The 25344-nt window shown below is 53.3% G+C and carries 22 protein-coding genes; 7 read left to right on the forward strand and 15 right to left on the reverse strand.

All coding sequences use genetic code 11. The features are described 5' to 3' along the window. Positions 1–7 precede the first annotated feature (7 nt). The 13 genes from AC16KF_RS01100 to AC16KF_RS01160 form a co-directional block, all read right to left on the reverse strand. Positions 8–1210: an ISAs1 family transposase gene (locus AC16KF_RS01100; RefSeq protein ID WP_484035436.1), complete on the reverse strand. Its 1203-nt coding sequence runs from the start codon at positions 1208–1210 to the stop codon at positions 8–10. Between the two features lie 146 nt (positions 1211–1356). Further along, positions 1357–2691 (reverse strand): ABC transporter permease, encoded by a 1335-nt coding sequence (locus AC16KF_RS01105; protein WP_484035437.1) that lies wholly within the window; start codon positions 2689–2691, stop codon positions 1357–1359. Further along, positions 2688–4259, reverse strand: a complete 1572-nt coding sequence (locus AC16KF_RS01110; RefSeq protein WP_484035438.1) for a COG1361 S-layer family protein — start codon at positions 4257–4259, stop codon at positions 2688–2690. Before AC16KF_RS01110 ends, AC16KF_RS01105 begins: the two co-directional genes overlap by 4 nt. A gap of 19 nt (positions 4260–4278) precedes the next feature. Beyond that, a complete protein-coding gene (locus AC16KF_RS01115; protein ID WP_484035439.1) occupies positions 4279–4998 on the reverse strand; it encodes an ABC transporter ATP-binding protein in 720 nt (239 codons plus the stop codon). Between the two features lies 1 nt (position 4999). Next, positions 5000–5731 (reverse strand): Yip1 family protein, encoded by a 732-nt coding sequence (locus tag AC16KF_RS01120; RefSeq protein ID WP_484035440.1) that lies wholly within the window; start codon positions 5729–5731, stop codon positions 5000–5002. A gap of 87 nt (positions 5732–5818) precedes the next feature. Next, positions 5819–6658 carry a PIG-L deacetylase family protein gene (locus AC16KF_RS01125; protein ID WP_484035441.1) on the reverse strand — a complete coding sequence of 280 codons (840 nt, stop codon included), beginning with the start codon at positions 6656–6658 and terminating at the stop codon, positions 5819–5821. A gap of 646 nt (positions 6659–7304) precedes the next feature. Then, entirely contained in the window at positions 7305–7634 is a 330-nt protein-coding gene (locus AC16KF_RS01130; RefSeq protein ID WP_484035442.1) for an SCP2 sterol-binding domain-containing protein, read from the reverse strand. Positions 7635–7731: 97 nt separating this feature from the next. Then, positions 7732–8916: an acetyl-CoA C-acyltransferase gene (locus tag AC16KF_RS01135; RefSeq protein WP_484035443.1), complete on the reverse strand. Its 1185-nt coding sequence runs from the start codon at positions 8914–8916 to the stop codon at positions 7732–7734. A 54-nt stretch (positions 8917–8970) separates the two neighbouring features. Further along, positions 8971–11352: a 3-hydroxyacyl-CoA dehydrogenase/enoyl-CoA hydratase family protein gene (locus AC16KF_RS01140; RefSeq protein ID WP_484035444.1), complete on the reverse strand. Its 2382-nt coding sequence runs from the start codon at positions 11350–11352 to the stop codon at positions 8971–8973. 415 nt (positions 11353–11767) lie between these two features. Then, positions 11768–13030 carry an acyl-CoA dehydrogenase family protein gene (locus AC16KF_RS01145; RefSeq protein WP_484035445.1) on the reverse strand — a complete coding sequence of 421 codons (1263 nt, stop codon included), beginning with the start codon at positions 13028–13030 and terminating at the stop codon, positions 11768–11770. Between the two features lie 61 nt (positions 13031–13091). After that, complete coding sequence (locus tag AC16KF_RS01150; protein WP_484035446.1) at positions 13092–14189, reverse strand: acyl-CoA dehydrogenase family protein; 1098 nt, start codon at positions 14187–14189, stop codon at positions 13092–13094. 59 nt (positions 14190–14248) lie between these two features. Then, complete coding sequence (locus AC16KF_RS01155; protein WP_484035447.1) at positions 14249–15307, reverse strand: MBL fold metallo-hydrolase; 1059 nt, start codon at positions 15305–15307, stop codon at positions 14249–14251. Then, positions 15304–15864: a TetR/AcrR family transcriptional regulator gene (locus AC16KF_RS01160; RefSeq protein WP_484035448.1), complete on the reverse strand. Its 561-nt coding sequence runs from the start codon at positions 15862–15864 to the stop codon at positions 15304–15306. The genes AC16KF_RS01155 and AC16KF_RS01160 overlap by 4 nt, the downstream gene beginning before the upstream one ends. Before the next feature lie 111 nt (positions 15865–15975). On the opposite strand from AC16KF_RS01160, the gene AC16KF_RS01165 reads away from it, so the two are divergent. The 5 genes from AC16KF_RS01165 (at position 15976) to trhA (ending at position 19462) form a co-directional block, all read left to right on the forward strand. Then, positions 15976–16950 carry an NAD-dependent epimerase/dehydratase family protein gene (locus tag AC16KF_RS01165; RefSeq protein ID WP_484035449.1) on the forward strand — a complete coding sequence of 325 codons (975 nt, stop codon included), beginning with the start codon at positions 15976–15978 and terminating at the stop codon, positions 16948–16950. Between the two features lie 87 nt (positions 16951–17037). Beyond that, positions 17038–17481, forward strand: coding sequence for a hypothetical protein (locus AC16KF_RS01170; protein ID WP_484035450.1), 444 nt, complete (start codon positions 17038–17040; stop codon positions 17479–17481). Positions 17482–17614: 133 nt separating this feature from the next. After that, entirely contained in the window at positions 17615–17995 is a 381-nt protein-coding gene (locus tag AC16KF_RS01175) for a YtxH domain-containing protein (protein ID WP_484035451.1), read from the forward strand. Positions 17996–18163: 168 nt separating this feature from the next. Then, the gene (locus AC16KF_RS01180) at positions 18164–18784 is read left to right on the forward strand and encodes a class I SAM-dependent methyltransferase (RefSeq protein WP_484035452.1); all 621 of its coding nucleotides are present in this window, start codon (positions 18164–18166) and stop codon (positions 18782–18784) included. Positions 18785–18823: 39 nt separating this feature from the next. Beyond that, positions 18824–19462 carry a PAQR family membrane homeostasis protein TrhA gene (gene trhA / locus AC16KF_RS01185; RefSeq protein ID WP_484035453.1) on the forward strand — a complete coding sequence of 213 codons (639 nt, stop codon included), beginning with the start codon at positions 18824–18826 and terminating at the stop codon, positions 19460–19462. A gap of 681 nt (positions 19463–20143) precedes the next feature. On the opposite strand, the gene AC16KF_RS01190 is transcribed toward trhA, so the two are convergent. Beyond that, complete coding sequence (locus AC16KF_RS01190; RefSeq protein WP_484035454.1) at positions 20144–22288, reverse strand: spermidine synthase; 2145 nt, start codon at positions 22286–22288, stop codon at positions 20144–20146. 72 nt (positions 22289–22360) lie between these two features. On the opposite strand from AC16KF_RS01190, the gene AC16KF_RS01195 reads away from it, so the two are divergent. Both AC16KF_RS01195 and AC16KF_RS01200 read left to right on the forward strand, forming a co-directional pair. Beyond that, the gene (locus tag AC16KF_RS01195) at positions 22361–23743 is read left to right on the forward strand and encodes an alpha/beta hydrolase (protein WP_484035455.1); all 1383 of its coding nucleotides are present in this window, start codon (positions 22361–22363) and stop codon (positions 23741–23743) included. Between the two features lie 151 nt (positions 23744–23894). Next, the gene (locus AC16KF_RS01200; RefSeq protein WP_484035456.1) at positions 23895–24293 is read left to right on the forward strand and encodes an ankyrin repeat domain-containing protein; all 399 of its coding nucleotides are present in this window, start codon (positions 23895–23897) and stop codon (positions 24291–24293) included. Positions 24294–24395: 102 nt separating this feature from the next. Here the strand turns inward: AC16KF_RS01200 and AC16KF_RS01205 are convergent, their stop codons facing one another. Then, positions 24396–25343, reverse strand: a complete 948-nt coding sequence (locus AC16KF_RS01205; RefSeq protein WP_484035457.1) for a D-alanine--D-alanine ligase family protein — start codon at positions 25341–25343, stop codon at positions 24396–24398. Position 25344: the final 1 nt, after the last annotated feature.

Below are 25344 nucleotides of genomic sequence, written 5' to 3' on the forward strand. Positions count from 1 at the left end.
TATGGCTTTACCAAAGTAGAGAAAAAGGTGTGGTGAGTAGGGCAAAGGCTTGTGAGATGTGCGCGGCAAACCAGCGACGGGCGTGAGCGGCATTATGAAATTTAGCCTGTCGAATGAGAGCCAAAACAAGATTGTTGAGGGAGGCCATGACTTTTCCAGTATTGCCGACAGTCATGCGAGTAGCATCTTCTTTGAAAGTGACATCTCTGCGATAATGCAACCCGGTCTCAATGCCCCAATGGGCGCGGCGAATATGCAAGAGGCGGGCGGGAGTGGCTTGGGTACGGGTCAAACTGGTAATGCCGAATTCGATTTCATGGGAAGTACGGTAGCAGCGTCCAGAACGCCACCATTGGAATTGACGTTCCAAACGGTAGACTTGCGCCAGACCCGGCCAAGTCGAATAGGGGTTGAGCATTTCACTGGTGGTCATCGTGCGAGTTTCAAGGCGGCCATGCCCTTTGTTGACTTTTTGAGCCGTGAGGAAATCGGTCTGGATTTTCCCAAAACCAGGCTTCGGATATTCAGGGGCAAAGAGTTGCTGAATGTGTTGGTATAAGTGCAATTGATTTTCCTTGACTGGCAGAACATAGTCGCCGCCTTGGCTCACAATCTGAGTGGCTAGGGCTCTTTGAGTGTGAATCGCATCTGCGGTGACCACTTTGTGTGAGATTTCCACAGGGTGTAGGGCTTTGGAGGCTTTCGTGATTTCATTTTCTTTGCGACCCACTTCCACCTGCGACAGTACTTTTGCCTGTTCCACATCATAGACACTCAACAAATATTCTCCCGCCTCTTCATCCTTCTTGCGCATGCCGCGCACCGCCTTCCCATCCAGCGCATACACTTCCCCGTGCGCACCACCCTGGTTGTATTCCCCCACCAACCTCTCGATCTCTTCCTGATAGACCACGTGTGCCATGATCCGACGATACGTATTGTAATGCGGCAGGCTGGGTCGCTCCAGACGCAATAACTTCACAAGCTGCTCCTGATGGTTGCTGGCCCAATCCGCAATTTCCATCGGTCGATCACTGCCACACAACTTTGCCAGCACAATGATCATCAGCACAGTTTCCAGACGGTAACGCTTCCCCTTGGCCTTCCGAACATCCGTTAACTGACAGAACCGTTCATACACACTCCCGCGTTCATACTCAAAGCCCTCCGCACTGAACTCTCGTTCAACTTTGCCTGTGCTATACTCCATTTTAGATCCTCCTCGGTCTTTTTGCTTGTCTCTACTCGCAATTGTACCGAGAAGGATCTACTTTTTGCTCTTTGTCAACCTACTTTGGTAAAGCCATAGTGGGAATGCGGAGGAGAGGCGACCCAGATGTAAGGCGGGGCGAAGCGCTATTCGTATTTGAGCGCCAGCACGGGGATCATCGTCGCGGCTCGCAGGGCGGGATAGAGTCCAGAGAACATCCCCACCAGGGTTGAAAACACGAGCGCGAAGATGGGCAACCAAAGCGGGGTAGACACCGCAATGCTCAGCGGCGCGCCTCCCTGCTCGCCGGCTTGATTGGCGAGATAAACACTCGCAAGCACATTGATCCCTTGCGAAGCAAGCCAGCCAATGATCACGCCGCCCAGCCCGCCAAGAAACCCGATGCCCGCCGCTTCGCCCAAAAAGATGGCAAGCACATCGCGGTTCGTCGCGCCGACCGCTTTCATCAAACCGATCTCGCGCGTGCGCTCAAGGATCGACATCGCCATCGTGTTGGCGATGCCGATCGCCGCGACAAGCAACGCGATCGCGCCAACGCCGCCGAAAATGATCTGAAGAGCGATGAAAAAATTATTGATGCCTTCAAGGAACGATTGCGGCGTAAATGCTTGAAAGCCCATCGCTGTGATCTGGTCGGCGATCTCGATCACTTTATCCACGTCGCCAACTTTGACGATGACCATGCCGTAGCCGTCTTTGTTATAGTTGAAGCGGCGGCTCTGCGACCACTCGTTGAGCAGTTTTACCTGTTCGAGCGGCATGTATACCGTAAAATCGGATTCGCCGCGCGTTTCTTTTAGCACGCCCGTCACGCGCAAAGCAATGTTCTTGCGGATTTCGTTCCCATTGGCGTCATATTTGAAAACGATCATCTGCACTTGCTGGTCGAATAAATCTGGCGGAGGCGGAATCTCCTGCCCCGGCCGAACATTCGGGTCGTAAAAACTTTGCGGGACGGTAACGCCGATCACGATTCTCCCGCGACCTAGTTCTGTTGTGCCTTGCTCGGCTGTATCGCCCAGGTCGGCGACATCGTCTGTGCCGATGCCGATCACGTTGACATACGATTCCATCTTTTGAAATTTCATCAACGCGCCAGACATTATATACTCGCGCGGAATGACGGATTCAACCCCGGGGATGGCGCGAAATTCCTCCAACACGGAATTGGTCAGCAGTTTCACCTCATCCGACGCGGGAAAACCTCCGCCTCCTCCCCCGCCTCCGCCTGCTTCAACGTAGACGCCTTCACCGCCGTACGAGGGACTCACTTGAATCTGCGTCAAGTCGCCGATGCCGTATAACTGCTCGGTGGCTGTTTGTTGCAATCCGACTGCCAACGAAACAAGGATCACCACCGCCGCGGTGCCGATGACCACGCCTACAGCGGTTAACGCGACGCGCGCTTTGCGGCGGCTCAAATTTCCAACAACAAGACGAAGCAGATCGAGAAAATTCACGGACCGCCCTTGCCTCCGCCGCCGCCACCAGCGGGAACGCCTTCTTCGATGACGGCGCCCTCCTCAAGCGGAGCCGATTCGACGCCTGCTGGCGGCGAACTATCCAAACCAAGAAGACCGAGGATGAATCGTTTTACCTTTTGCCAGAATGTTTCTGCGGCTGGCTCTTCGACGCCTCCGTTGTTCGGGTCAACGGTCGGTTCTTCGATGACCATCTCCTCCACTTCAACTTCGAGGGTCTTGACGATCGTGCGCGGTTTATTGAAATCGTCCACGTATTCGATGGTGACGGTGAGTTCGTTCGTCCCTGCCTGCTCGGGCGTGAATAACGCGTCGATGGTGAAGAACGCCCCCAAGTCGAGCGAACCGACGAGTCCCGTGTTGCCTTCGAGGAAACCGGAATCCGATTCGATCTTCACATTTCCCAGCACCGCAGAACGCCTGCCCACGTTGACGATTTGAATCGGCAGAGGTCCGGGCTGACCGGTGAACAACACGCCGGGCGGTTGGTAAAAACTTACATCCAGATTCGGCAGGCTGTGAACAAGCAAGGTGATCACCTGCTCGTCGTTGACCACTTCGTTCTTATCGTTGAGATATGAAAATGAAATTTTCATCGGGTAGGCGCCGGGATTCGTGGACACGTTGACGATGAGACTTTGCGTCGCCTCGATCGCACCGCCCGCGCCGAGATCTCCCAGCGATTGCACATTCGAAGCGCCGACTGGCGCGAAGTTCGCAAAATCTCCTCCGCCACCCGAGACCCCGCCGGGTTGCGGAGTCCCGCCGGAGGTGCCGCCCGAACCGCCGCCCACGATCATGGTGATGCGCTGGGCTTTGGCATTCCCTACATTTTGAACGTTCAACTTGAGGGCAAACTGTTCGCCGGGTTGAAGCGGATCAATGTCTGTTGAGTAGCCGGTGATCACCAACTGCGAACTCTTCACGCCTGTGGGCGTGGACGTTGCCGCCGCAACTCCGCTGGAGACGCCGCCGGTTGCGGTGATCGAGAGCGTGAATTTATCCGAATACGATGCGCCTGAGCTGTCGTAATACGTGAGCGTGAGATCGACGACGACGATCTGCTGTCCGTAAATTTGACCGCTGACTAAAAAGGTCTGCGCCAGATTGGCGTTGTTACCGGCATCTACAGTTCCCAAAACAGACACGCCACCATTTTTAAGTGGCACGAGATCAGTGGAGGAAAGGACGGCTTGCGTGCTGTAAGCGGTTGCCGTCCCTGCGTTTTGGAGCTCGATGCTCAACTTGAATTCGGCATTCGTTTGAACGCTCCCCTTTGTCGCTGTTGCCTTGACCACCATCTGGGGGCGGACAAATGGAAGCGGCGTATTGGTAGAAGTTGGGACAGCAGTGGTTGGGACAGCAGTGGTTGGAACAGCAGTGGTTGGAACAGCAGTAGTTGGGGTTATCGGTGTGGAAGCAGTAGACGTTCCTGTAGGTGGCTCCGTAGCCTGAGCAAATACGTCAAAATACCCGCCAGCGCTGAACGAAAACGCCAACGAGATCAACACGATGATGGATGTAAACCGAGAAATTTTATTTTTCATTTTTTCCTGCACGTAAAAGTTATTCAACGCTCATCGCTTCCAACGCGGCGGCTTCGTATTCCGCTTCGCTAACGACGTGACCATCGAGCAAATGGATCTTGTGCGTGGCAAAGCGCGTCATGCGCGGGTCGTGCGTCACCACCAACACCGTGCGCCCGGCTTTATGCAGATCCGACAACACATGCATGATCGCGCTTCCACTCGTGGTATCGAGGTTGCCGGTCGGCTCGTCTGCCAAAATTAATTTGGGATCGTTGACCAGCGCGCGGGCAATCGCGACGCGTTGTTGTTGCCCGCCCGAAAGTTCGGAGGGACGGTGATCGGCTCGATTCCCCAGCCCAACCTGATTCAACAACCCCAGCGCCCGCTCCCGCCTCAGCGACGGGGCGACACCGGCGAATTGCATCGGGAACGCGACGTTATCCAACGCGGTCATACTCGTCACCAGGTTAAATGATTGAAAGACGAATCCCATTGTGCGGCGGCGAAACAATGCCAACGCATTTTCATCCATTTCGTCGAGGCGTTCGCCCTCAATAGCGATCTCGCCTGAAGTTGGGCGATCCAGCCCGCCAAGGAGGTAAAGAAGCGTGCTCTTTCCCGATCCCGAGGGACCCATCACCACAGTGAACGTCCCCTCCTCGATCTGCACATCCACCCCATCCAACGCGCGGACGATCTGCCCGCCCATCTCGAAATGTTTTTTCAACCCGACAATGCGAATGAACGACTTACCCATGTTACCCAAAGCTTGCGATTGCCGCGCCTACGCCCGATTGAATGGCGATGAGGATCAATACAACAACGATCACGCCCATCAATGCTTTGCCTTTTGGCAAGCCGTCCACCACTGCAAAACCGATCCCGAGCAAAGCGATATTCCAAAATAGGAAAATATCGGTTCGTGCCAGAAAGTGATACATGAAACCCTGCTGAACAAATCCCGAAAGTCCGGGGCTGGCGATCTCATGCCCCGCGATCAACATAAAGAACGCTTGCAATAGATCGCGAACAATGAACGGAGCATTCGCCCAGGCAACGATGTTCAACGCGCTTTGCGTCGAGCCGCGTCCGCCGAGCAATGTCGAAACCAACCGCATGATTCCCGCGAAGATCACCCATCCAAGCCAGAGCAAAATCAACGCGCCAATCGCCGGCAAAACGTAATTGACCAAGGGACCCTGAGAGGTCTGTTGCGCTTGAAGATAACTCTCCTGCATTTCCGGCGACCAAAACTCCCAATCGGGCGGGAACTCAACCACGCCATTCAGCGAGGCTTGCGTTTTGAGGTAGCCCACGACGATCACAACCAGGATCGACGAAATGGACAAGATGAGCATCGGAGTCAACCAAGAGCCTTGCCGGTCGGAAGCCATAGGCGAGAACGCTTCGCTCGGACGCAACATCATGGTTGCCAAACGAGGGAGATCGATCTTTCGCGCGGATTGTTTTTCAAAGGGTGTTTCAGTCATAGGATTTAATCGATTCTAACACGCCTTGAAGCGCCTTTCGTGGAACGAAAAAGCGGCTGGAAATGTTCCAGCCGCTTTGCATCTTTTTTACAGTTCAAACAGGTCGTTTTTTACGCGAAACTTCCCCTCTACAGGAGGATATGCCCGCATGTAATCGTCATGTTCTCCGAGGATGCGCGAAAGGATGCCGAACAATCCGCGGCGCATCTGACGTCCACCCTGCGAGGCGTGTTGCTCGCTCGCTTCGCGCTTGATGTCTGTCACCGAACGAATATTGATCCGGGCATGGACAGGAAAATCAACGATCAACTCCGTCAGGTCAATATCCTTGTTGCGACCCCACTTGCGAGGGTCTTTTCCAAGTAACGGCATCAAACGCGCTGACCATTTGAGAAGCCATTTCGGAAAGACATGGTAGTAGAGCGCGCTTGGTTTGAAGGGCGCCCCAGCCTCAGGGTGGAAAGACGCGTCGTTTGCTTTTTCGAAGGCAAGCGTTGTGGCGCGTTGGATGTGAATGTGGTCGGGATGTTTGTACCCGCCAATGGGATCGAATGTGATGACAACTTCGGGCTTAAGTTCGCGGATGTATTTCACAACGCGTCCCGCCACTTCGTCGATCGAATGCGCAACTTGCGCGTTGGGATGCTTGTTATCTTCCGAGCCGGGCATCCCCGAATCGCGGTAGCCTAGAAAGAACACTTCTTTCAATCCGAGAATTTTCGCGGCGCGCATCAGTTCATCGGTACGCATTTCAGCGGTGTCTTTGAAGCCTTTCATGAATTCTTCATCCGCCGCGCCGACCTCGCCGCGCGTGGCGCAGACATAATATGTGTCAACTCCTTTTCGGTGATACAGAGCCAACGTGCCGCCCAAACCGAAGGTTTCATCATCGGGGTGGGCTAGCACTGCTAGAATATTTTTGGTCATGGATTTTTCCTCGTTTGCATAGACGCAGGATCAGCTCGGAAGTTTACCTCCGCAAGAAGGTGGTTTTGAAAAGCAAATCGAATGAGGAAACCTACCGAGAGGGCGGATTATCTAAAAAGAAATTCTCTACCGTACATGAGAAGACTTTTACCGCAAAGCACGCTAAGGCCGCCAAGTTAAAAAGCGTTCTTTGCGGGTGTCGCATGGCGCCATGGCGACACTTAGCGGTGCAGATGTACGGTAGAGAGAAAAGAAAATGTCTTTCCTTTGTTATGAACTAGCCACCTGACAGTTTGTTTTTTTGGACGCAGAAAAACGCTGATCGACGCAGATTTTTGTGAAACCCATCTAAGGGTCTGTAAATTAATAACTTCCCGCGTTTTTGCTCGCTCGCAGTTGCACTGCGAGCGGGATGCACGATTTGCCAAGCAAATCGAACTGCATCTCAACAAGGAATTTATATTTTTACGAACCCTACAAGGTCCATCAGAATCAGCGTTTTCAGCGTTCACGCCGCACTGGCGCTCGGCGCAAGTGTCAGCGTCCCATTTTGAAACTGTCAGGCAGGTAGGTTATGAAATAGCCCGGTAAACATAAACCAAAAAGACATCCTTTCGCGGATGTCTTTTTTTGATTCTGAAAATCTTTACTTGATCTTGAACATATGCATCAACTTCATCGCCAGGTTCAAATCGCCGCCTAATTTCAACTTTCCCTGCATGAAGGCTTGCATGCCATCCAATTCGCCTGTGAAGAGTTTGACGTAATCTTCCGAGTCGGCGGTGAGCGTCATCGTCGCCGCGCCGCTGGGAGCGCCTTGCGCCACGTCGCACTTCCCATCGGCGATCTTCGCGTTCCAGTCGCCTGCTTCCGCGCCTGTGAATTTGAAGTGGATGGTGGCATTCACGCCCTGTGCCTTTTCAGGCAGGAACGCGCCAGGCATTTTTTCCATGAGTTGTGATACGGTGAGGGGCATTGTTTAGTCTCCTAGTTTGGTAGTTGGTTAGTTTATTAGTTCAGTGATCAAAGGTCGAAAGTCAAAAGTCGGCGGCCTTCGACCTTTGACATTCGACTCAGTTCTGAAGGTTCTCAAACACCGCCGCCGCGCCCATGCCGCCGCCGATGCACATGGTCACCATACCATACTTGGATTTACGGCGAGCCATTTCGTAGATGAGTTGCGTGGTGAGTTTCGAGCCTGTGCATCCCAGCGGATGTCCCAGCGCAATCGCGCCGCCGTTGACGTTGACCTTGCTCTCGTCAATCTCCAACGTGCGGATGATCGCCAGCGACTGCGCGGCGAAGGCTTCGTTCAATTCTATCAGGTCAATATCGTTCAGCGTCAGCCCCGCGAGTTTCAACGTTTTCGGTATCGCCACGATGGGACCGATCCCCATCAATTCAGGCGGGACGCCTCCAACGGCGAACGAGACGAATCGCACCAACGGCTTGAGTCCAAGCGCGTTTGCCTTCTCCGCAGACATGACCATCACCGCCGCCGCGCCGTCGGACATTTGCGACGAGTTGCCCGCAGTGACGACTCCATCTTCTTTGAATACAGGCTTGAGTTTGGATAACGCTTCCATGCTCGTATCCGCGCGCGGACCTTCGTCGCGCTTCACGGTGAAATTCTTTTTGACGGGTTTTTCATTCCCATCGAGTTCCGTGATTTCAACATCCAGCGGCACGAGTTCGGGATCGAACAATCCAGAGTTGACAGCCTTCGCCGCTTTCTGATTGCTCTTCAACGAAAACTCGTCCTGGTCTTCGCGGCTGACTCCGTACTTGACCGAGACATTCTCTGCCGTGAGTCCCATATTGGTGTAGTACTGCGGCAGGTCTTGTGCGAAATATGGATTCGGCGAGAACTTGAATCCCGCCATCGGCACCATCGTCATGGACTCTGCTCCGCCCGCGATGCCGACTTCGATCTGTCCCGATTGAATCGCATACGCCACATGCGCAATGGACTGCACACCCGAAGCGCAATAACGATTGATCGTCTCAGCGGGGACAGAGTCGGGCAAGCCAGCGCGTAAGGCGATCATGCGCGCCATGTTGAGTCCCTGCTCGCCTTCGGGGAAGGCACAGCCGATAACCACGTCCTCGATCTGGGCGGGGTCAAGATTCGGCGTCCGCTTGAGCAAGGCTTGGATGGTCGCGGCAGACATCTCATCGGTACGAACCGTGGCAAGTCCTCCGCGTTTGGCTTTGCCGACGGGAGTCCGAACGGCGGATACGATTACAGCGTCTTTCATAAAATCTCCTTCGTAGAAAGTGGAAAGTAGAAACTATCCACCACTTTCCACTTTCTAATTTCTAAGTGGTTTTCCCGTCTGCAAAATACTCCACATCCGCGCCTGCGTTTTTTCTTCACCGAACAGCGACAGAATCGCTTCGCGTTCGAGATCGAGAATATATTGCTCGCTCACCCATTGACCGCGCGTGAGTTCGCCGCCGCACATCACGTAGGCGAGTTTGCCCGCGACGTGATGATCGTATTGCGTGATGTAGTGACCTTCCTTGAACATCCACGCGCCGATGCGGATTGCGGCGAGCGCGTCGCGTCCAGCGACATAGATGAGTTCGGGCGCGGGCGGTTTATATCCCGCGGCGATCATGTGCAGGACTTCGTTCTTCGCTTCGGCGAGCAGATGACTGCGATTCATCACGATGCGATCGGCTGGCAAAAGAATATTCATGCCGCGCGCTTCCTCCGCGCTCGTGGCAACTTTGGCTTGACCCATTTGCAGAAACGCTTTTTGCAGCGCGGCGAGCGGCTCGGCATTTTCGACTCGCATCACAGGGTTGACGATGCGCCGCAGCATTTCTTTCGTGCCCGCGCCCGCAGGGATGACTCCCACGCCGAGTTCGACGAGTCCGATGTAGGTTTCCGCCGCGGCAACCACGCGCGAGGCGTGCATCGTGATCTCGCATCCACCGCCAAGCGTAAGCCCCGCAGGCGCAACGACGATCGGCTTCGGCGAATAACGCATCCGCATGTTCATGTCTTGCAATTTGCGCACTGCGCCGTCGAGCATATCCCACATGCCTTGTTGCGCGCCGACGACCATCATAAATAAATTCGCGCCCGCGCTAAAATTTTCGCCTTCGTTGCCGATCACCAGCCCGTCAAAATTTTCAAGCCGCTCAAACGTCTCGACCGTCATGTTCATCACATCTTCATCGAGCGAGTTCATCTTCGTGTGAAATTCCAAACACGCCACGCCATCGCCCATATCGCGCAACGTCGCGCCCGCATTTTGCGAAACAACTTTCGTGCCTCTCAGCATCACCACGCTTTCAAGTTTTTTCAACTTGACATACTTGCCCTTCGCCGCATCATACACAGAAACCTTCTCACCATTTTTATATTGATAAAACGACTCGACGCCGTTCTTCAACATCGCGCCGACCCACTTCGCCGCAGGATAGCCCGCCTCTTTCATCCGTTTGACTGTCTCGCGCACCCCAAGCATGTCCCACGTCTCGAACGGTCCCGCCTCGTGCATGAATCCCCAGCGGACGGCATCGTCAATCGGCTTCACCGTATCGGCAACTTCGGGGATGATGGACGACGCATACTGGAAACCTTGATACGTCAACGCGCGGACTAACTGCGCCGCTTTGTCGTCCGCTTCCCCCTTCGGGGACGGCGCAAGCATGACCTTCAGCCTGTCTCCCAATCCCTCGACATCTTTCGCCGCTTTGACCGATTCGAATCTCGGCTTCGTCGGCGCGACGTGTTCGAGAGTCTTCAAGTCCAGCGACCAGAATTCTTTTTTACCTTCAGAGTTGCGAACTTCTTTATAGAAACCAATTTTGGTTTTATTCCCAAGCCACTTGCGCTCGATGAGAGTCGAGATCAACTTGTTCGGCGCTTCGGCATTGAGATATTCCTGCCCCAACTTGTCATGCGGAATCAACGGCGCAAGATTTCGCCCCACGAGGTCCCACACGTCAATGCCGACCAAGTCCATCAAGCGGAAGGACGCCGTCTTCGGTCGTCCCATCAACGGACCCGTGAGCGCGTCCACTTCATCTACGGTGTAGTCGTTCTTCAAGAAGAAGTCCAGCGCAAACGCGCCCGTTCCAAAAGCGACTCGGTTGCCGATGAAGTTTGGCGTGTCCTTGCACAACACGATTCCTTTACCCAAACGATATTCGGCGAACCAAGAGATAAACTCGACAACCGCTTTATCCGTGTCTTTTGTCGGGATGACTTCCAGCAACTTCAAATAGCGCGGCGGGTTGAAGAAATGCGTCCCAAGAAAATGCTTCTTGAATTCCTTCGAGCGTCCCTCGGCGATGTCATTTACAGGGATTCCCGAAGTGTTCGTCGAAACAATCGCCGTTGGCTTACGCACTTCATCTATGCGAGCCATCAATTCCTGCTTGATCTTCAAATTCTCAACAATCGCCTCAACGATCCAATCCGCCTCGCCCACCGCGCCGAAATCGTCGTCGAGATTCCCCAATTTCACCAACGACTTCAACTCGTCCGCCATCAAATTGGCAGGTTTGGCTTTGAGGCAACAATCCCAGCCGTCTTTCACGATCTTGTTTTTATCGCCATCTTTTGCGGCAATATCCAGCAACGTCACAGGCACGCCCGCGTTCGCCAAATGCGCCGCAATCGCCGCCCCCATCGTCCCCGCGCCGATGACTACTGCTTTGTGAATTTGATATTTCATAATCACCTCGTTTCAATCATGCTTTGGTGGTCGAGACCACCACTATTCAAAAGACAAACTTGATTACCAAACTTACCTTACACGCGTTCAATCCCGAAGGGATGACAGAATTATAGAAATGGAGCAAAACATCACCAAATCCCGAAGGGATGATATAAATTTTCACAGAACGCTATGACACCCCTTCGGGGTTGACGAGCCTGTATCATGAAAATCTATCATCATTTCACTCCTTCGGAGTTTTGATTGCTTGCGCTCAAACAACACGAACCAAAACAAATCATCCAACGAAATTATGTATGCTTACCTGTGGTTTCGACCGCCTGCGCTCAACCACCGAGTACACAAGTCTCCAATCTCTAATCTCAATTCTCCAATTCTCTCAATTCTCCAATTACTATTTACCAATTACCACTCACCTCAACTCCGCTCCCGAATACCCCAATATCTGCCTCGCCACCACGAGACGATTGATCTGCCCCGTCCCCTCGTAAATATCTGTGATCTTCGCGTCGCGCATCCACTTCTCGGCGAGGAACTCGCGGCTGTACCCAAGCGGACCCAAAATCTCGACGACCTTCTGCGTGATCTTCGTCGTCACATCGCCTGCCTTCACCTTGCTCATCGAAGCCTCGAGCGCGTTCGGCTTTTTGTTGTCCGCCATCCACGTCGCCTTGATGACCATCAGCCACGACGACTTGAGCATGATCTCCATGTCAATCACATCCCGTTCGATGGACGTCAATTTCTGACGCGGCAACCCATAACGGATTTTGACTCCGCTCTCGGCGAGTTTCTCTTTCAGGAAATCGAGAGCGGCTCTTGCCACGCCGACGCCTGTCGCGGCGACGAGGGGACGAGTCGCATCGAACGTCGCCATCGCCTTTTTGAATCCCGCCATGTTCTTCTCGACGGTGGGACTTCCAAGAATATTCTCGAATGGGACTCTTGCGTCCACGAGCGAGATCGCCGCCGTGTCGCTGACTCGGATTCCCATCTTGTGTTCCAACTTGACGACCTTCACACCCTTTGTCCCGCCCTCGACGACGAACGCCCGCATCCCTGCCCGCCCCGCCGAGGGATCAATCGAAGCCCACACGACGATGAAGCCGCGCCCGAGTTTTTCATATTCGGTGAACGACTTGTCGCCGCCAGTGACGAAGATCTTCTCGCCGTTGATCACCCATTCGTTGGTCTTTTCGTCCAACACCGCGCGCATGCGGATGGCGGAATTGTCCGAGCCTGCGCCCGCCTCGGTGATGCACATCGCCGCGAACGTGGGTTTGTCCCCGTTGAAGCGTGATAAAAATTTCGCACGCTGATCAGCCGTCCCTGCGGAGTGAACCGCCGCCGCGCCGAGTCCGCCGCCTGGTAAACAGTGATACATCCCCACGTCACCCCACGACAACGCCTCCAACTGCGCGGCGATCAATTGATATCCGATCGGCGGTCGCTTTTCTTTTTCAGCATCTTTGCCGTTTCCATTTTCTTTCGGCGCGAGCGAACTTCCGCCCATCGCTTTCATGGCAGAGTGCATGAACTCGATGTAGTCCCAGGGAATCTCGTGTTCGTGCTCGTCGAAGTAACGCGACTTCGGTCGCATCATCTCCTCGGCGACAGTTTTCAACACAAACTGCGCGTTGGTAATTGGTTTCGGCGCTTCAAATTCGATTGGCATGATTCCTCCAGATTCCACTTTCTACTTTCCATCATGGGCGAGTAGAAAGTGGAAAGTAGTTTTATACGATTGCAAGTCCGGTGAACATTGCGAATCCGCGTCCATTCCTCATCCACATCTCAACAGGATGTTCGCGGATGTAGCCATGTCCGCCGAGAATTTGCACAGCGCGGTCGGTGACCATCATCGCCATATCCGCCGCGCCAGTGGATGCGAGATACGCTTCGTTGCTCGCGCCTTCGCGTCTTTGGTCCAACTTCCACGCGGCTTCCCACGTGAGCAAACGCATCGCTTCGATCTCCGTCCGCATCTCGGCGAGCATGAACGCGATGGCTTGCTTCTGCGCGATCTTCACGCCGAACGCCTCGCGCTCTTTTGCATAGTTCATCGAATATTCAAACGCGGCATTCGCAACGCCGACAGCTGTCGCGGCATTGGCGATTCGCATCGAAGCGAGCAGGACATCAAAATCGTGACCCGCCGCGCCGCCGAGTCGATTCGCAACAGGGACTTTCACATCCTCCAACTTGACGCGATACATCGGCAGCGCGTTGAGACTCATCAACTTCTCGCGCTCCTCGCCGATGGACAACCCCGCCGCTTCTTTTCCGACGATGAAGGCTTGACTCTGCCCATCGAGATTCGCGTACACGAGCATGGATTCGGCTCCCCTCGCAAACGGGACAAACGCCTTCTCGCCGTTGAGAACATAATTCTCGCCCTGAAGCGTCGCTGTCGTCTTCAAATCGTTCGGGTCGAAGTCAAAAGCATACTCAATCAACGCGGCAGTGAACGGACTCCACTCGCCCGCAACGATCTTCGGCAGGTATTCCTTCTTCTGCTCTTCACTGCCCGCCAGCAGAATCGGCGTCGCAAACAGACTCGGAGTCATCACCGCCAGCGTGCCAGCCAGGTCGCCGAACGCCATCTCTTCGATTGCCAGCGCGCCAGTTATTGCACTGCGTTCACCAAATCCGCCATAGGATTCGGGAATCGAGGCTTGCAAGAGTCCAAGTTCCCAGCCTTTGCTGATCAGTTTCTTCGGCAGTTCGTTGCTCTCCTCCGCATCATGCGCGGCGGGACGCAGATCGTTTTCGGCGTATTTCTTCACCGCGTCCATGAGCATCTGTTGTTCTTCAGTCGGGTCGAATGAGTACATGGATTTCCTTTCGGGGTACAGAGGTAAACAGGTAGACAAGTAAACAAGTACACACGTGTCTACATGTCTACCTGTATACCTGTTTCCTTGTTTACGTTTCTTTCCAATTCCTTCAACAAAACATCTTCGCCGCCCATTCTGCGATACATCGGCGGCAATCCCTGCTCCACTTCATCGGCGTTGACCACTTCAATCATGTCATGCTCGTAGAAATATTCAACGTACGCGCCTGTCTTTTCAACGACGAGCAATTGGCTATATCCCTCCGCTTTGCCATACACCGCCACGGAAATTTCGGCGACAGTGAGCGGCTCCGCAAGCGCATCCACAGCCTTGCTCATGCGGCGGAGGATATTTCTATGTGTCGCGTCAATTTTTTCGGGGAGGTTCGTGATGACTTCGTCGTGACCGTTCAAGATCAAACGCGTTCCGTTTGCCCAAGCCTGCAATCTCTCAAGCGAGTCGAGGTAGTGACTCAGTCCGTTGTATGCGCCGATGGTTTCTGGGAACAAATGCGGAGTGACGCCTTCCACGACCATGTCGCCGCAGAAGACGACATCGTCCAGCCGCATCGCCACGTGACCCGCGCAATGTCCTGGCAAATGGATCATCTCAAATGGACCGACTCGCATGTTTTGCGACTCGTATGTCAAGTCCACGGGAACGGATTGATAGAGGCTCTTCGTGAAGCGGTAAATGCCGAGGAGCGAATCACGCGTCTCTTCAGCGAGTCCAGCCGACGTCAGGAAAGAGGCGACGCGGGTACTCATCAACGCAAGGTCTGAATCGTGATGCGCCACGGTTTGCACATCCAATTCGTGACATCCGATGACCGCGTTCGTAAGCGGTTTCAATTTGGAGAGTCCGCCGTAGTGGTCAATGTGCGCGTGAGTCAAAAGGATGTGAGTTAAATCAGATGGAGCGAGTCCCGCTTGCTTGAGTCCGTTCAGCAAATCTTCGTGCGAGGTGTCTGTCCCCGAGCCAGCATCAATGAGATACGTTTCGTGAGCGTGTTGAACAACATACGCATACGCCCAAAAATTCGGGAAGACTTGAAGCGGAAGGCGAAAGATTCTTGCACCGCCCGCAGACTCAAAGGTGGCGAACGATGCGTTCATTTCAACAATCCGTTCAGCAACAAGTTGGAATATTCGTCGGCGATCTCTTCGATGGATTTGTCGCCGTCGGGCGAGTACCACGTGATCGTCCAATTCAATTGCCCCAGCAACGCGCGGACAGCCATTGGCGGGTCGTCACATTTGAAAATTTTCTTGCTCACGCCCTCGGCAATCACATCTTTCCAGAGCGATTCGAATTTATCGCGGCTGGGAATATGACGCGCATGTTGCCTGCGCTCGAGGGCGCGGTGTTCAAAAAGCAAAACTGCGGCGAGGTCCACATTCTCTGCCAGGATCTGCAGATATTGTCGGATCATCAACCGCAGTTTCTTGTCGGCGGAAATAGTTTGTTCGGTGATGGCGGAAATCTTGTCGAGGAGCAATTGCAGGGCGCGGTCTAAAATTTCGAGCAGAATTTCCTGCTTGGATGAAAAATGGTGATACAGGCTCGCCTTGCGTAGATGCACGGCGGCGGCAATATCTTCCATGGACGCGCCATGATAGCCTTTCTGACGAAAGACCTGCGCGGCGGTTTCGATGAGTTCGTCTCGTGTCATGATTTTCCCTACCGAACGGTCGGTTCGTGGTATAATACTGCGGAAGCAACGAAAGGTCAAGGTCGGTTGCAATTGCCGCAGGTTACAGATTTGCAACGAGGATAACTTTCAATGAAATATTTCATTACAGGCGCGACAGGTTTTGTGGGCGGCGAGATCGTTCGGCAACTCGTCAAAGCAGGGCATAACGTCCGCGCTGTTGTGCGTGACCCGCAAAAAGCAAAATGGATGGAAAAGCTCGGCGTCAAACTGCACAAAGGTGATGTGACCGACAAAGAGTCCATGCGCGAGGCGATGACAGGCGTGGACGGCGTGTTCCATGTGGCGGGCTGGTACAAATATTCGGCAAAGGCGAAAGACAAGCAGGACGGCTACAACATCAACGTGCATGGCACGCGCAACGTCCTCGAGTTGATGCGGGAATTGAAAATCCCAAAGGGCGTGTACACCAGCACCTGCGCGGTCAACTCCGATACCAAAGGAAAGATCGTAGACGAGACGTATCGCTTCACTGGCAAACATCTCACCCAGTACGATCGCACAAAAGCCGCCGCGCACGAAATCGCAAAAGACTTCATCGCAAAAGGACTACCATTGGTCATCGCCATGCCCGGAGGCATTTACGGACCTGACGATAAATCTCCCATGGGAAATGGCATACGAGATCTCTTACAAGGGAAGTTTCCTGTGATCCCAACGAAATTCGGCGTGTGCTACGACCACATAGAAGACACCGCGCGCGGACACATCCTCATGATGGAGAAGGGCAAGATCGGCGAAACATACATCATCGCGGGCGAACCGCACACGCTTGTGGAAGTCTATAAATTTACGTGCGAGATCGCAGGCGTGAAAATGCCGACAATCGCGCCGTATCAATTGATGAAGATACTCTCTGTGCTTGTAATGCCCATAGCAAGATTCATGCCTGAAATCTATTCCCCGGACGCCCTGCGCTCCCTTGCGGGCGTGACCTATTGGGGCGACAGCAGTAAAGCCAAACGCGAACTGGGACTGACACAACGTCCCTTCCGCGAAGGCTGGGGAACGCTCATCCGTCACGAGATGAAACTACTTGGAATGTAGCAATCACTCGCAGGTTTGGAATCAGAGAGCCGCTTTCCAGCAACTTGCGTGACGATCATCCGTAAATAACAATGCTATAATTTGATTATGACAACTCCGCCAACAAACCCCGAACCCACTCCGCGCACTCCTGAACAGATCGAACAGGAGAAGCAGATGAAACGCCTGATGATCGGCGTGATTATTGGCGCGGTCATCATTCTGGTCGGACTCGTCGCCGCCATCATCGCCCTGATGCAGCCCTCAACGCCCACCGATCGCATCCGCGACGTGTTCATCATCGTGGTCGCGCTTGAATCGCTTGTCATCGGAGTCGCGCTCATCGTGCTGATCGTCCAACTCGCCAGCCTGATCAACCTTCTGCAAAACGAGGTGCGCCCCATCCTCAAAGCCACCAGCGAAACGGTCAACAACCTGCGCGGCACGGCAGAGTTCCTCGGTGAGAATGTCGTCGAGCCTGTCGTCCAACTCAACGGCTATCTCGCGGGCTTATACCGTATGTTAGAATTGATGGGACTTAAGAAAAAATAGAAATCCGCGCTGAGCGGAGTGAAACGAAGTCGAAGCGCATTTTCTGGCAATACGTCCTTCGACTACGAACTGGGAATATCACCCAGTTCTCCGCTCAGGACGAAACTTAACTGCTAACCCCAAGGAGGTTACCATGTCTGATCGTGATGAATTCGGAGCCTTTCTCGTAGGCTTCATCGTCGGTGGACTCACCGGCGCAGTCGTATCCCTGCTCTTTGCCCCGCAATCCGGCGAAGAGACCCGCGCGTTGATCAAGGACAAGTCCATTGAACTGCGAGATCGCGCCCAGCACACCACGGAAGAAGCGCTCGCCCGCGCCGAAGCCGCCGCCGCCGAAGCCCGCGCCCGCGCCGATGAACTTGCCAGGCAAGTGCGCGAACGCGGCGGTGAAATGTACAACACCGCCCGCGAACGCGGCAAAGCCATCTACGACGATGCGCGCGAGCGCGGCAAATCTGCCGTCGACTCGCTTCGCAAAGGCAAAAAGTCCGAAGGCGAAGAAGCCGCCGCGTAAGTTTCACCGAAACAATGAGACGAGGGTTTGGCGCAACCAAGCCCTCGTTTTATTTGACCTCTCGCATAAGTATCTCTAGCGTAGCCACAGAGTCCACAGAGACCTTTGAGAAATACTCATTTTCTCTGTGTTCTCTGTGGCAGAAATGACTTTCGCAAGAGATCTATTATGAAAGCGCTCCTCCGTCTTTTCTTCAAACTTCTCTACCACCAGTTTGCATTCACGTACGACCTCGTCGCCGCGGCTGTTTCATTCAATCGCTGGAAGGACTGGACGCGGGAGATTCTCCCTCTCATCGAAGGGACTCGGATTCTCGAACTCGGCTACGGACCTGGACACTTGCAACGCCTCTTACGACGGGACGGCTGGTTCGCCGTAGGAATCGACGAGTCGCCTCAGATGACTCGTCTCGCGCGGCGCAACACGAATGGCAACGCAAATCTCACGCGCGGGCTGGCGCAACACCTCCCCTTCGCGAGCGGATCATTCGATACCATCGTCTCAACCTTCCCATCGGAATACATCTTCGACCCGCGCGCATTGGCAGAGGCGCGAAGATGTCTCATGGACAGAGGCAGGTTGATCGTCCTGCCTGTGGCGATGCCGAAGAGCCGATTGCTCGAATGGGTGTATAAGGTCACAGGCGAGGCTCCCTCCGAATCGGAGGAAATCGTCAAGAAAAAATTGAAAGAACCGTTTGCGAAAGCAAAGTTTGAAACCGAAATTATCATACGCGATGCGCAATCAAGCCGATTGTTCATCATCATTGCAACAAGAATCTATTCGTAAGGCTGACTTAAGTCGGCAGTAGCCAAGCAAGGAGAAAGAATGTCGAAAATATTTCGTGAGCCCGTAAATAGTCTCACCCATTGGGCGGGCGCGTTGTTCGCGCTTGGAGGGCTGGTCGCGCTGTTGATCATCGGCTGGGACACGCCCGCCAAAATTATCTCGCTCGCAATTTACGGCGTGAGTCTCATCGCCATGTTTTCCGCAAGCGCGACGTACCACATGGTGCGCGTGAAAGACCGCGCGCTGGAAATTTTTCGCAAAGTGGACCACGCCGCCATCTACCTGCTCATCGCAGGGACGTATACGCCATTTTGCGTCAACGCCTTCGAAGGCTTCTGGAAGTGGGGCATGTTGACCATCATCTGGTCTCTGGCGTTGATCGGGATCATCGTCAAGGTGTTTTACATCCGCGCGCCGCGCTGGCTGAACGCGGGGATTTATCTCGTAATGGGCTGGCTCGCGCTCGCCGCGGCGGGACAAATGCTCGCGGCTCTGCCCGCCTGGGTGCTGACGTGGCTCATCATCGGCGGCGTGCTGTACACGCTCGGCGCGGTTGTGTACATCACGAAAATTTTCAACTTCAAGCCCGGTGTCTTCGGCTTCCACGAGATGTGGCACATTTTTGTGCTATTTGCCGCCGCCGCGCATTATGTGGCGGTGATGGGAGTGGCTATTTAAAACAAATGACGACCATTTCAAATCAAGGCGATTAGGTTATGAGTCGCCAAACCATTGTTAGCCGTTTACTTTATCTTCGCAACTGGGAGCTTGTAAATATTTTCCTCTTGCCTATTTTCTTGTACAGGGTTCTCACGTTGTTCAGTGTCAAAAACTGGCAACCTTATGCGTTCGGCATGTTCATTGTTTGCTTTATTCTAATGCAAGGCGTTTTTTATTGGCATCTAAAACTTCAGACTATCGTTAATAATGAAATATCATTGCCGCCTTATTTTCGACAAACCTTCTTGTTTTTCAACACGGCAAATATTGCTCTATTATTAATTTACCCCATAGCAGCGACAAGCAGTGAACTAATGCCATTCATAAATTTTCGAGTTTCGCTTGGGGCAAATGCGCTTTTTATTTTTGCGTTCCTTGAATACATAAATTATTATCACCATCAACTTAGTCACGATAGTTTAAACGACATTCGGTATTTAATGAGACACAGAATAATTCGGAGATCTCCGTTATATACCGATTTACAGCGAAACAAGAAATAATCTTCAAAGCGAATTTCGAGCTAACACGGAGCCAACTCATAGAGGGGATTCTGTGGCTTCGGCAAGCATCTTCCACCCTCACATGCTTTTTCTATCCCATCTACCACTAACACAAACCAACGACTGTCACCCGCATTCACTTCAAAATCTGAAACAGATTGCTGTAATCATCCGTCCATAATTGGATGTCAGTAGAATATCCGCTCAAATCAACAGCGTGATCTTGAATAGCAGGACTTGCAAGCACCGCAGGGTCGCGGGCGAGAAGAATCCAATGAGAGGCATAGCCGCCGTTTTCGTCGCCTTCGTAGTTGACGCGCACCATGCTCAAGCCATAAAACTTTGCTAATTGCCAGAACACGGGTTGCAGATCGAGATGTAAATTCGTGATGTGCGCGGCAATGATGCCGTCAGGGGCGAGATGTTCGAGATACAACGCAAAGGCTTCTTTCGTGACGAGGTGAACGGGGATCGAGTCACTGCTGAATGTGTCCAAGACAAGCACATCGAAATTTTGCGCCTCCCCTTCGGCAAGTTCGCGCTCGAGGGATATTCTCGCATCGCCGAGGACGGTTGTGATGTTCGCCTCGCTGTCTTTCAAGAACGAAAAATAATCTCCCTGCCCTTCTGCCAGATCAATGACCACTGGATTGATTTCATACAAACGATACACGTCGCCGGGTTGACCGTAAGTCGCAAGAGTCCCCACGCCGAGACCGAGCAAGCCGACGCGCATGTTCTTCCCGTATTTCGGATGATTCAAGATCGCCAGCCCCGCTCCACCATCGCGGACATAGTACGTAGTGGGCATGTCGCGCAGACTTGGATTTGTGAATTGAAGTCCGTGCACGGTGATCCCATGCGACATGACGAGCGCAGGTTCGTTCGAGCCTTCCAGCGAAATGCCGCGCACACGAATCACGCCGTAGAAATTTCGCTTGGAATACAATGCGCCAGAGTAGACGTTGCTCAACACAGCCAGCATAAGAGTGACAAGCGCGAATATGACAAAAACAAATCTTGCTTTCTGTGTCACTTTCAGGGATTGGAGTTCTGCAACCGAGGAGCGGCTTACTCCCGAAAGTAGAGACCCTTCGCTGGCGCTCAGGGTGACATGCCTGATGTCGCGCAGAACGGTCAACGCGATGGCAACCGTCATTGCCAGACCGACGAAGAACTCCCAGTAGCCGTTGAAGATGGCGGGGGCAATGAGGCTAACGAACAGTCCGCCTAACGCGCCGCCGATGGAGACCATCAGATAAAAAGTTGTCAGGTGGTCGGCGTCGGGGCGGAGGAGATATAACTCGCCGTGACACAACATACACGCGGCGAATAACAACAGGCAATACGCGCCGATCTGCCAGTAGATATGCAACGCGGTCGCATTGAGCATGACGAACAGGGTCAACGCGAGGGAGATGAAAAATAAGATGGAATAAATCTTTCGATGGTAGCCGCGCCCTGAAAAGGTCAAGATGAACGATAGCAAGTAAATGGTCAGCGGCAAAATCCACAGGAAGGGAATCACTGCCACCTCTTGCGAAATTTGGTTCGTGACCGAAAGCAGAAACAGCGACGCGGTCGCGCTCAACGCCAGCCATAGCGTGAACAAGGCTGGGGATGGGCGTCCGCTCGACGAGGGCGAATCAACTTCCACTGGGGAAAGAGGCGACGCGCGTCGTGAGCGAATCGCGATCCAAACAGCGAAGAGTCCAAAGAGCGCGAATCCGATTGACCACATCCATCCTTGCGCGCGCAATGTCAACAAAGGTTCGATCAATGCGGGGTAGGCGAGCAAGCCGAGCAGTGATCCGAGATTCGATAACGAATATAAACGCGCGTAGGATTGGCTTGGAAAGATTCGGCTAAACCATGCCTGCATGAGCGGGCCGTTCGCGGCGAGAATGAAATATGGCAAGCCGACGGACACACTGAGCAATGTGAAAATATGGATGATCGGCGCGGCGACGTTTTGCGGCTTCCAACTTGAGTCGGGTGTGATGGGCGATGTCCATGCGAACGAAAGGGCGATTAGAACCGCGATGGAAAAAAGAATCAACGCGATGTGGATGGAAGTTTGCAAATGTATTTTCACGCGGCGAATGAGCCAATAGGCGTACGCATACCCGCCTGTGAGCAAGGCTTGAAAAAATAACATCGCCGTTGTCCACACGGCGGGCGCGCCACCGAACCACGGCAAGATAAATTTTCCGATCAACGGTTGGATCTGAAAAAGAAGAAACGCGGAAAGAAAAATGCTGAACGCAAATGAGATGAACATGCGCCGATTGTACCCCGCCCGAACTTTATTCGTCGGGGTCTGCGCGACGCTCCGACAGCAACGCGGGATTTCATGTACAATCGTGCCATGCGATTACTTGAGATCATCACACCCATCCTGCTCGCCGTTCATCTGCTATGGCGCGCGCCGCGCCCAATGATGGTTCGTTATCTGCCGCTACTCGCGCTCGCGTTGATTCTGATCCATTTTGTTGTTGAAGGTTATCGCTGGCAGATGATTCCATTGTATGCGCTGACGATCATCTTTTCGATTCTTGTCATCTTTCATGTGGAAATAAAGTGCATCGCTTCATTTCTAACGTTCATCCTGCTCGCACTCGCGACGGCTCTTCCTATCCTTCTGCCTGTTCCGCGCATCGCCAATCCCAGCGGACCTTACACCGCCGTCGGCACGCGCATCTACGAATTGACGGATGACTCGCGCCGCGAGATCTATTCGGGCAAAGACGAAGCGCGTCGCTTCATGATTCAAATTTGGTACCCGTCTGAAGCGGACTCATCCGCCAAGCGCGCGCCGTGGATGACGGACGCAAAGATTTACGCGCCCGCAATTGCGAGCCACATCGGTCTGCCTTCGTTTTTCCTCGATCATCTTGCGTTGGTAAAAATCCCCGCATACAAAGAAACTGAAGTTGCCCGTAGAGAGAAATCGTATCCCGTGATCCTATTTTCACACGGTTGGAACGGATTCAACGCGCAGAACACCGAGCAAGCCCTTGAACTCGCCAGTCACGGATACGTTGTGGTCGGCGTGCAACACACCTACGGCGCGGTCGTGACGGTTTTCCCAAATGGCGACGTGGCGTTGAACAACCCGTCGGCATTGCCTCCCGACGAAACTCCCACCGCGGAGTACGAAGCGACCGCGCAAAAATTGGTTAATCAATGGGCTGGCGACTTGGGGTACACGCTCGACGTGTTAGCCGTGATGAATAGCAGTTCGCAAACTCCGTTTGCAGACAAACTTGATCTCTCCCACGTCGGCGTCTACGGACATTCCACCGGAGGCGGCGCGGCGATCCAATTCTGCGGCACGGACTCGCGTTGCATCGCCCTGCTCGGCATGGACCCGTTCATGCGTCCCGTTTCATACGAAGTGATTGACAACGGAGTGACTCAACCGTCGTTCTTCATGTTCAGTCAGGTCTGGGCAGACGAGGTTGACAGCCGCAACAACGAATTGTTCAATCGGTTTTATCCAAACGTCAAACAACCCTTCGGCGTGATCAAAATTGAGGGGACTGCCCATTACGATTTCACCGACCTGCCTCTGCTTTCTCCTCTCGCCCCGCAACTTGGACTGAAAGGTCCGATCAACGGGAAACTCGTGACAAGGATTGTAAATGACTACTTGCTTTCTTTCTTCAACGCAACATTGAAAGATGGACAGTTTGACAATTCAAGCAAATATTCCGAAGTGAAAAAAATTCATTGATCCCATCGCAAGACTTTGTCGGTAATAAGACAAAGTTGGACGCTGAAAAACGCAGAAAGCGCAGATTTTTTCTCTCTTTTAATCGGAGTGAATCAGCGTTCATCTGCGTCCTAAAAATTATTTCCGATAGGGTCTAATATCAAGGAGAAAAATGGACACCAAACCCGCGCTCGAATCAAAACTTGTTCAGGAATTTGTCGCTGTTGCGCACAGCGACTTGAACCGCGTGAAAGAGTTGCTCGCGCAGGAACCCGCCCTCGTCAACGCAACATGGGACTGGGGCGGCGGCGACTTTGAATCCGCTCTCGGAGCGGCTGGTCACATGGGCAGAAAAGATATCGCCAACTTTTTACTGGAGCATGGCGCGAGAATTGATCTTTTTGTCGCCGCGATGCTGGGCAATTTGGAGATCGTCAAAGCCGCGCTGACCGCCTACCCTGAGGCAATCAACACACCGGGACCGCACGGCATCCCTTTGATCGCCCACGCCAAAGCAGGCGGCGAAGATGCGAAAGCCGTATTGGAGTTTTTAGAATCGCAGTTAAAGTAAATCTCCTACCCAAGAATGAACTTCCTGCCACGGATTACACGGATTCACACAGATTAAAAAAAATCCGCGCTAATCTGTGAAATCCGTGGCTAAGGTTTTGATTCAAGAACCCGCCCTCATCGCCCGCCTCTTGATCGCGGCGCGAAAAATACGATCCAGAAAACCGTCATGCCCCGCCGCGTCCCATGAGATCGGCAAGTCGGAGTGACTGCGGTCGTTGGGACCGTAATACAAAATTCCGCAGTTGGGATTGATCTCGATGATCACGATCTCGCCGTTCGGTCTCACGCGCAGGTCAAGCCGCGCGTATCCGTTCCCATCCATGGCAAGGAAAAATTTGCGGCACACATCTTGAATTCGAGCGGTGAGCGCATCGTCATTCAGCGGGATAACAAAAATATCAAAACTGTACCATTTGGCGGCTTCGTGTAAAAAGGTTTCGCCTTCAGGGAACAACACTTCCGCCGGGGAATATGCAAACGGAGACTGGGCATCGTCCGCGTTTTCAACGACCAGACAAGAGAACTCCCGCCCTTCGATAAACTCCTCCACGCGGGCTGATCCGTAGGCTTCGGACATTCGCTCAAATTGGATTCGTAATTCATCAGGATTCGTCACGCGCGATTCCTTCGTTAATCCCGCGCTGGCAAAACTATTCGGATGCTTCACGATCAAGGGATACGAAAGTCCATCCGCCTGTTTCAAATCTTCGAGCGACTCGGCATGGAATCCGCGCGCAAAACGGATTTGATACGCCTCCGCCGCCGCTTGCATTTCCTCCCGCGTGGAACGATAGAATTTCGACTCCGCGCCTGTGAACGGAAGGTTCAATTTCTCAAGCGCTTGAACGAATTGCAAACCCGAACTCTCCTTTGCATCCTCCCCCTCATAAATATTCAAGTACACATCATAATGGCGCGAGTGTGACAACTCGGTTATGAACTCGGTTACGGGCGGAGCAACCGTGACATAATCCCAATCGTAATTTTTGAAGTAAACCTCAGGGTTGAAATCCTCGACCTTTTCGTCGGTCAACAGGCAGACACGCATA

The sequence above is a fragment of the Candidatus Defluviilinea gracilis genome (assembly GCF_057138825.1).

Excerpts from the sequence above, each read along its gene's own strand:
- AC16KF_RS01100 (WP_484035436.1), bottom strand. The coding sequence starts at position 1,210 with ATGGAGTATAGCACAGGCAAAGTTGAACGAGAGTTCAGTGCGGAGGGC.
- AC16KF_RS01110 (WP_484035438.1), bottom strand. The coding sequence starts at position 4,259 with ATGAAAAATAAAATTTCTCGGTTTACATCCATCATCGTGTTGATCTCG.
- AC16KF_RS01115 (WP_484035439.1), bottom strand. The coding sequence starts at position 4,998 with ATGGGTAAGTCGTTCATTCGCATTGTCGGGTTGAAAAAACATTTCGAG.
- AC16KF_RS01120 (WP_484035440.1), bottom strand. The coding sequence starts at position 5,731 with ATGACTGAAACACCCTTTGAAAAACAATCCGCGCGAAAGATCGATCTC.
- AC16KF_RS01125 (WP_484035441.1), bottom strand. The coding sequence starts at position 6,658 with ATGACCAAAAATATTCTAGCAGTGCTAGCCCACCCCGATGATGAAACC.
- AC16KF_RS01130 (WP_484035442.1), bottom strand. The coding sequence starts at position 7,634 with ATGCCCCTCACCGTATCACAACTCATGGAAAAAATGCCTGGCGCGTTC.
- AC16KF_RS01135 (WP_484035443.1), bottom strand. The coding sequence starts at position 8,916 with ATGAAAGACGCTGTAATCGTATCCGCCGTTCGGACTCCCGTCGGCAAA.
- AC16KF_RS01140 (WP_484035444.1), bottom strand. The coding sequence starts at position 11,352 with ATGAAATATCAAATTCACAAAGCAGTAGTCATCGGCGCGGGGACGATG.
- AC16KF_RS01145 (WP_484035445.1), bottom strand. The coding sequence starts at position 13,030 with ATGCCAATCGAATTTGAAGCGCCGAAACCAATTACCAACGCGCAGTTT.
- AC16KF_RS01150 (WP_484035446.1), bottom strand. The coding sequence starts at position 14,189 with ATGTACTCATTCGACCCGACTGAAGAACAACAGATGCTCATGGACGCG.
- AC16KF_RS01155 (WP_484035447.1), bottom strand. The coding sequence starts at position 15,307 with ATGAACGCATCGTTCGCCACCTTTGAGTCTGCGGGCGGTGCAAGAATC.
- AC16KF_RS01160 (WP_484035448.1), bottom strand. The coding sequence starts at position 15,864 with ATGACACGAGACGAACTCATCGAAACCGCCGCGCAGGTCTTTCGTCAG.
- AC16KF_RS01165 (WP_484035449.1), top strand. The coding sequence starts at position 15,976 with ATGAAATATTTCATTACAGGCGCGACAGGTTTTGTGGGCGGCGAGATC.
- AC16KF_RS01170 (WP_484035450.1), top strand. The coding sequence starts at position 17,038 with ATGACAACTCCGCCAACAAACCCCGAACCCACTCCGCGCACTCCTGAA.
- AC16KF_RS01175 (WP_484035451.1), top strand. The coding sequence starts at position 17,615 with ATGTCTGATCGTGATGAATTCGGAGCCTTTCTCGTAGGCTTCATCGTC.
- AC16KF_RS01180 (WP_484035452.1), top strand. The coding sequence starts at position 18,164 with ATGAAAGCGCTCCTCCGTCTTTTCTTCAAACTTCTCTACCACCAGTTT.
- trhA (WP_484035453.1), top strand. The coding sequence starts at position 18,824 with ATGTCGAAAATATTTCGTGAGCCCGTAAATAGTCTCACCCATTGGGCG.
- AC16KF_RS01190 (WP_484035454.1), bottom strand. The coding sequence starts at position 22,288 with ATGTTCATCTCATTTGCGTTCAGCATTTTTCTTTCCGCGTTTCTTCTT.
- AC16KF_RS01195 (WP_484035455.1), top strand. The coding sequence starts at position 22,361 with ATGTACAATCGTGCCATGCGATTACTTGAGATCATCACACCCATCCTG.
- AC16KF_RS01200 (WP_484035456.1), top strand. The coding sequence starts at position 23,895 with ATGGACACCAAACCCGCGCTCGAATCAAAACTTGTTCAGGAATTTGTC.
- AC16KF_RS01205 (WP_484035457.1), bottom strand. The coding sequence starts at position 25,343 with ATGCGTGTCTGCCTGTTGACCGACGAAAAGGTCGAGGATTTCAACCCT.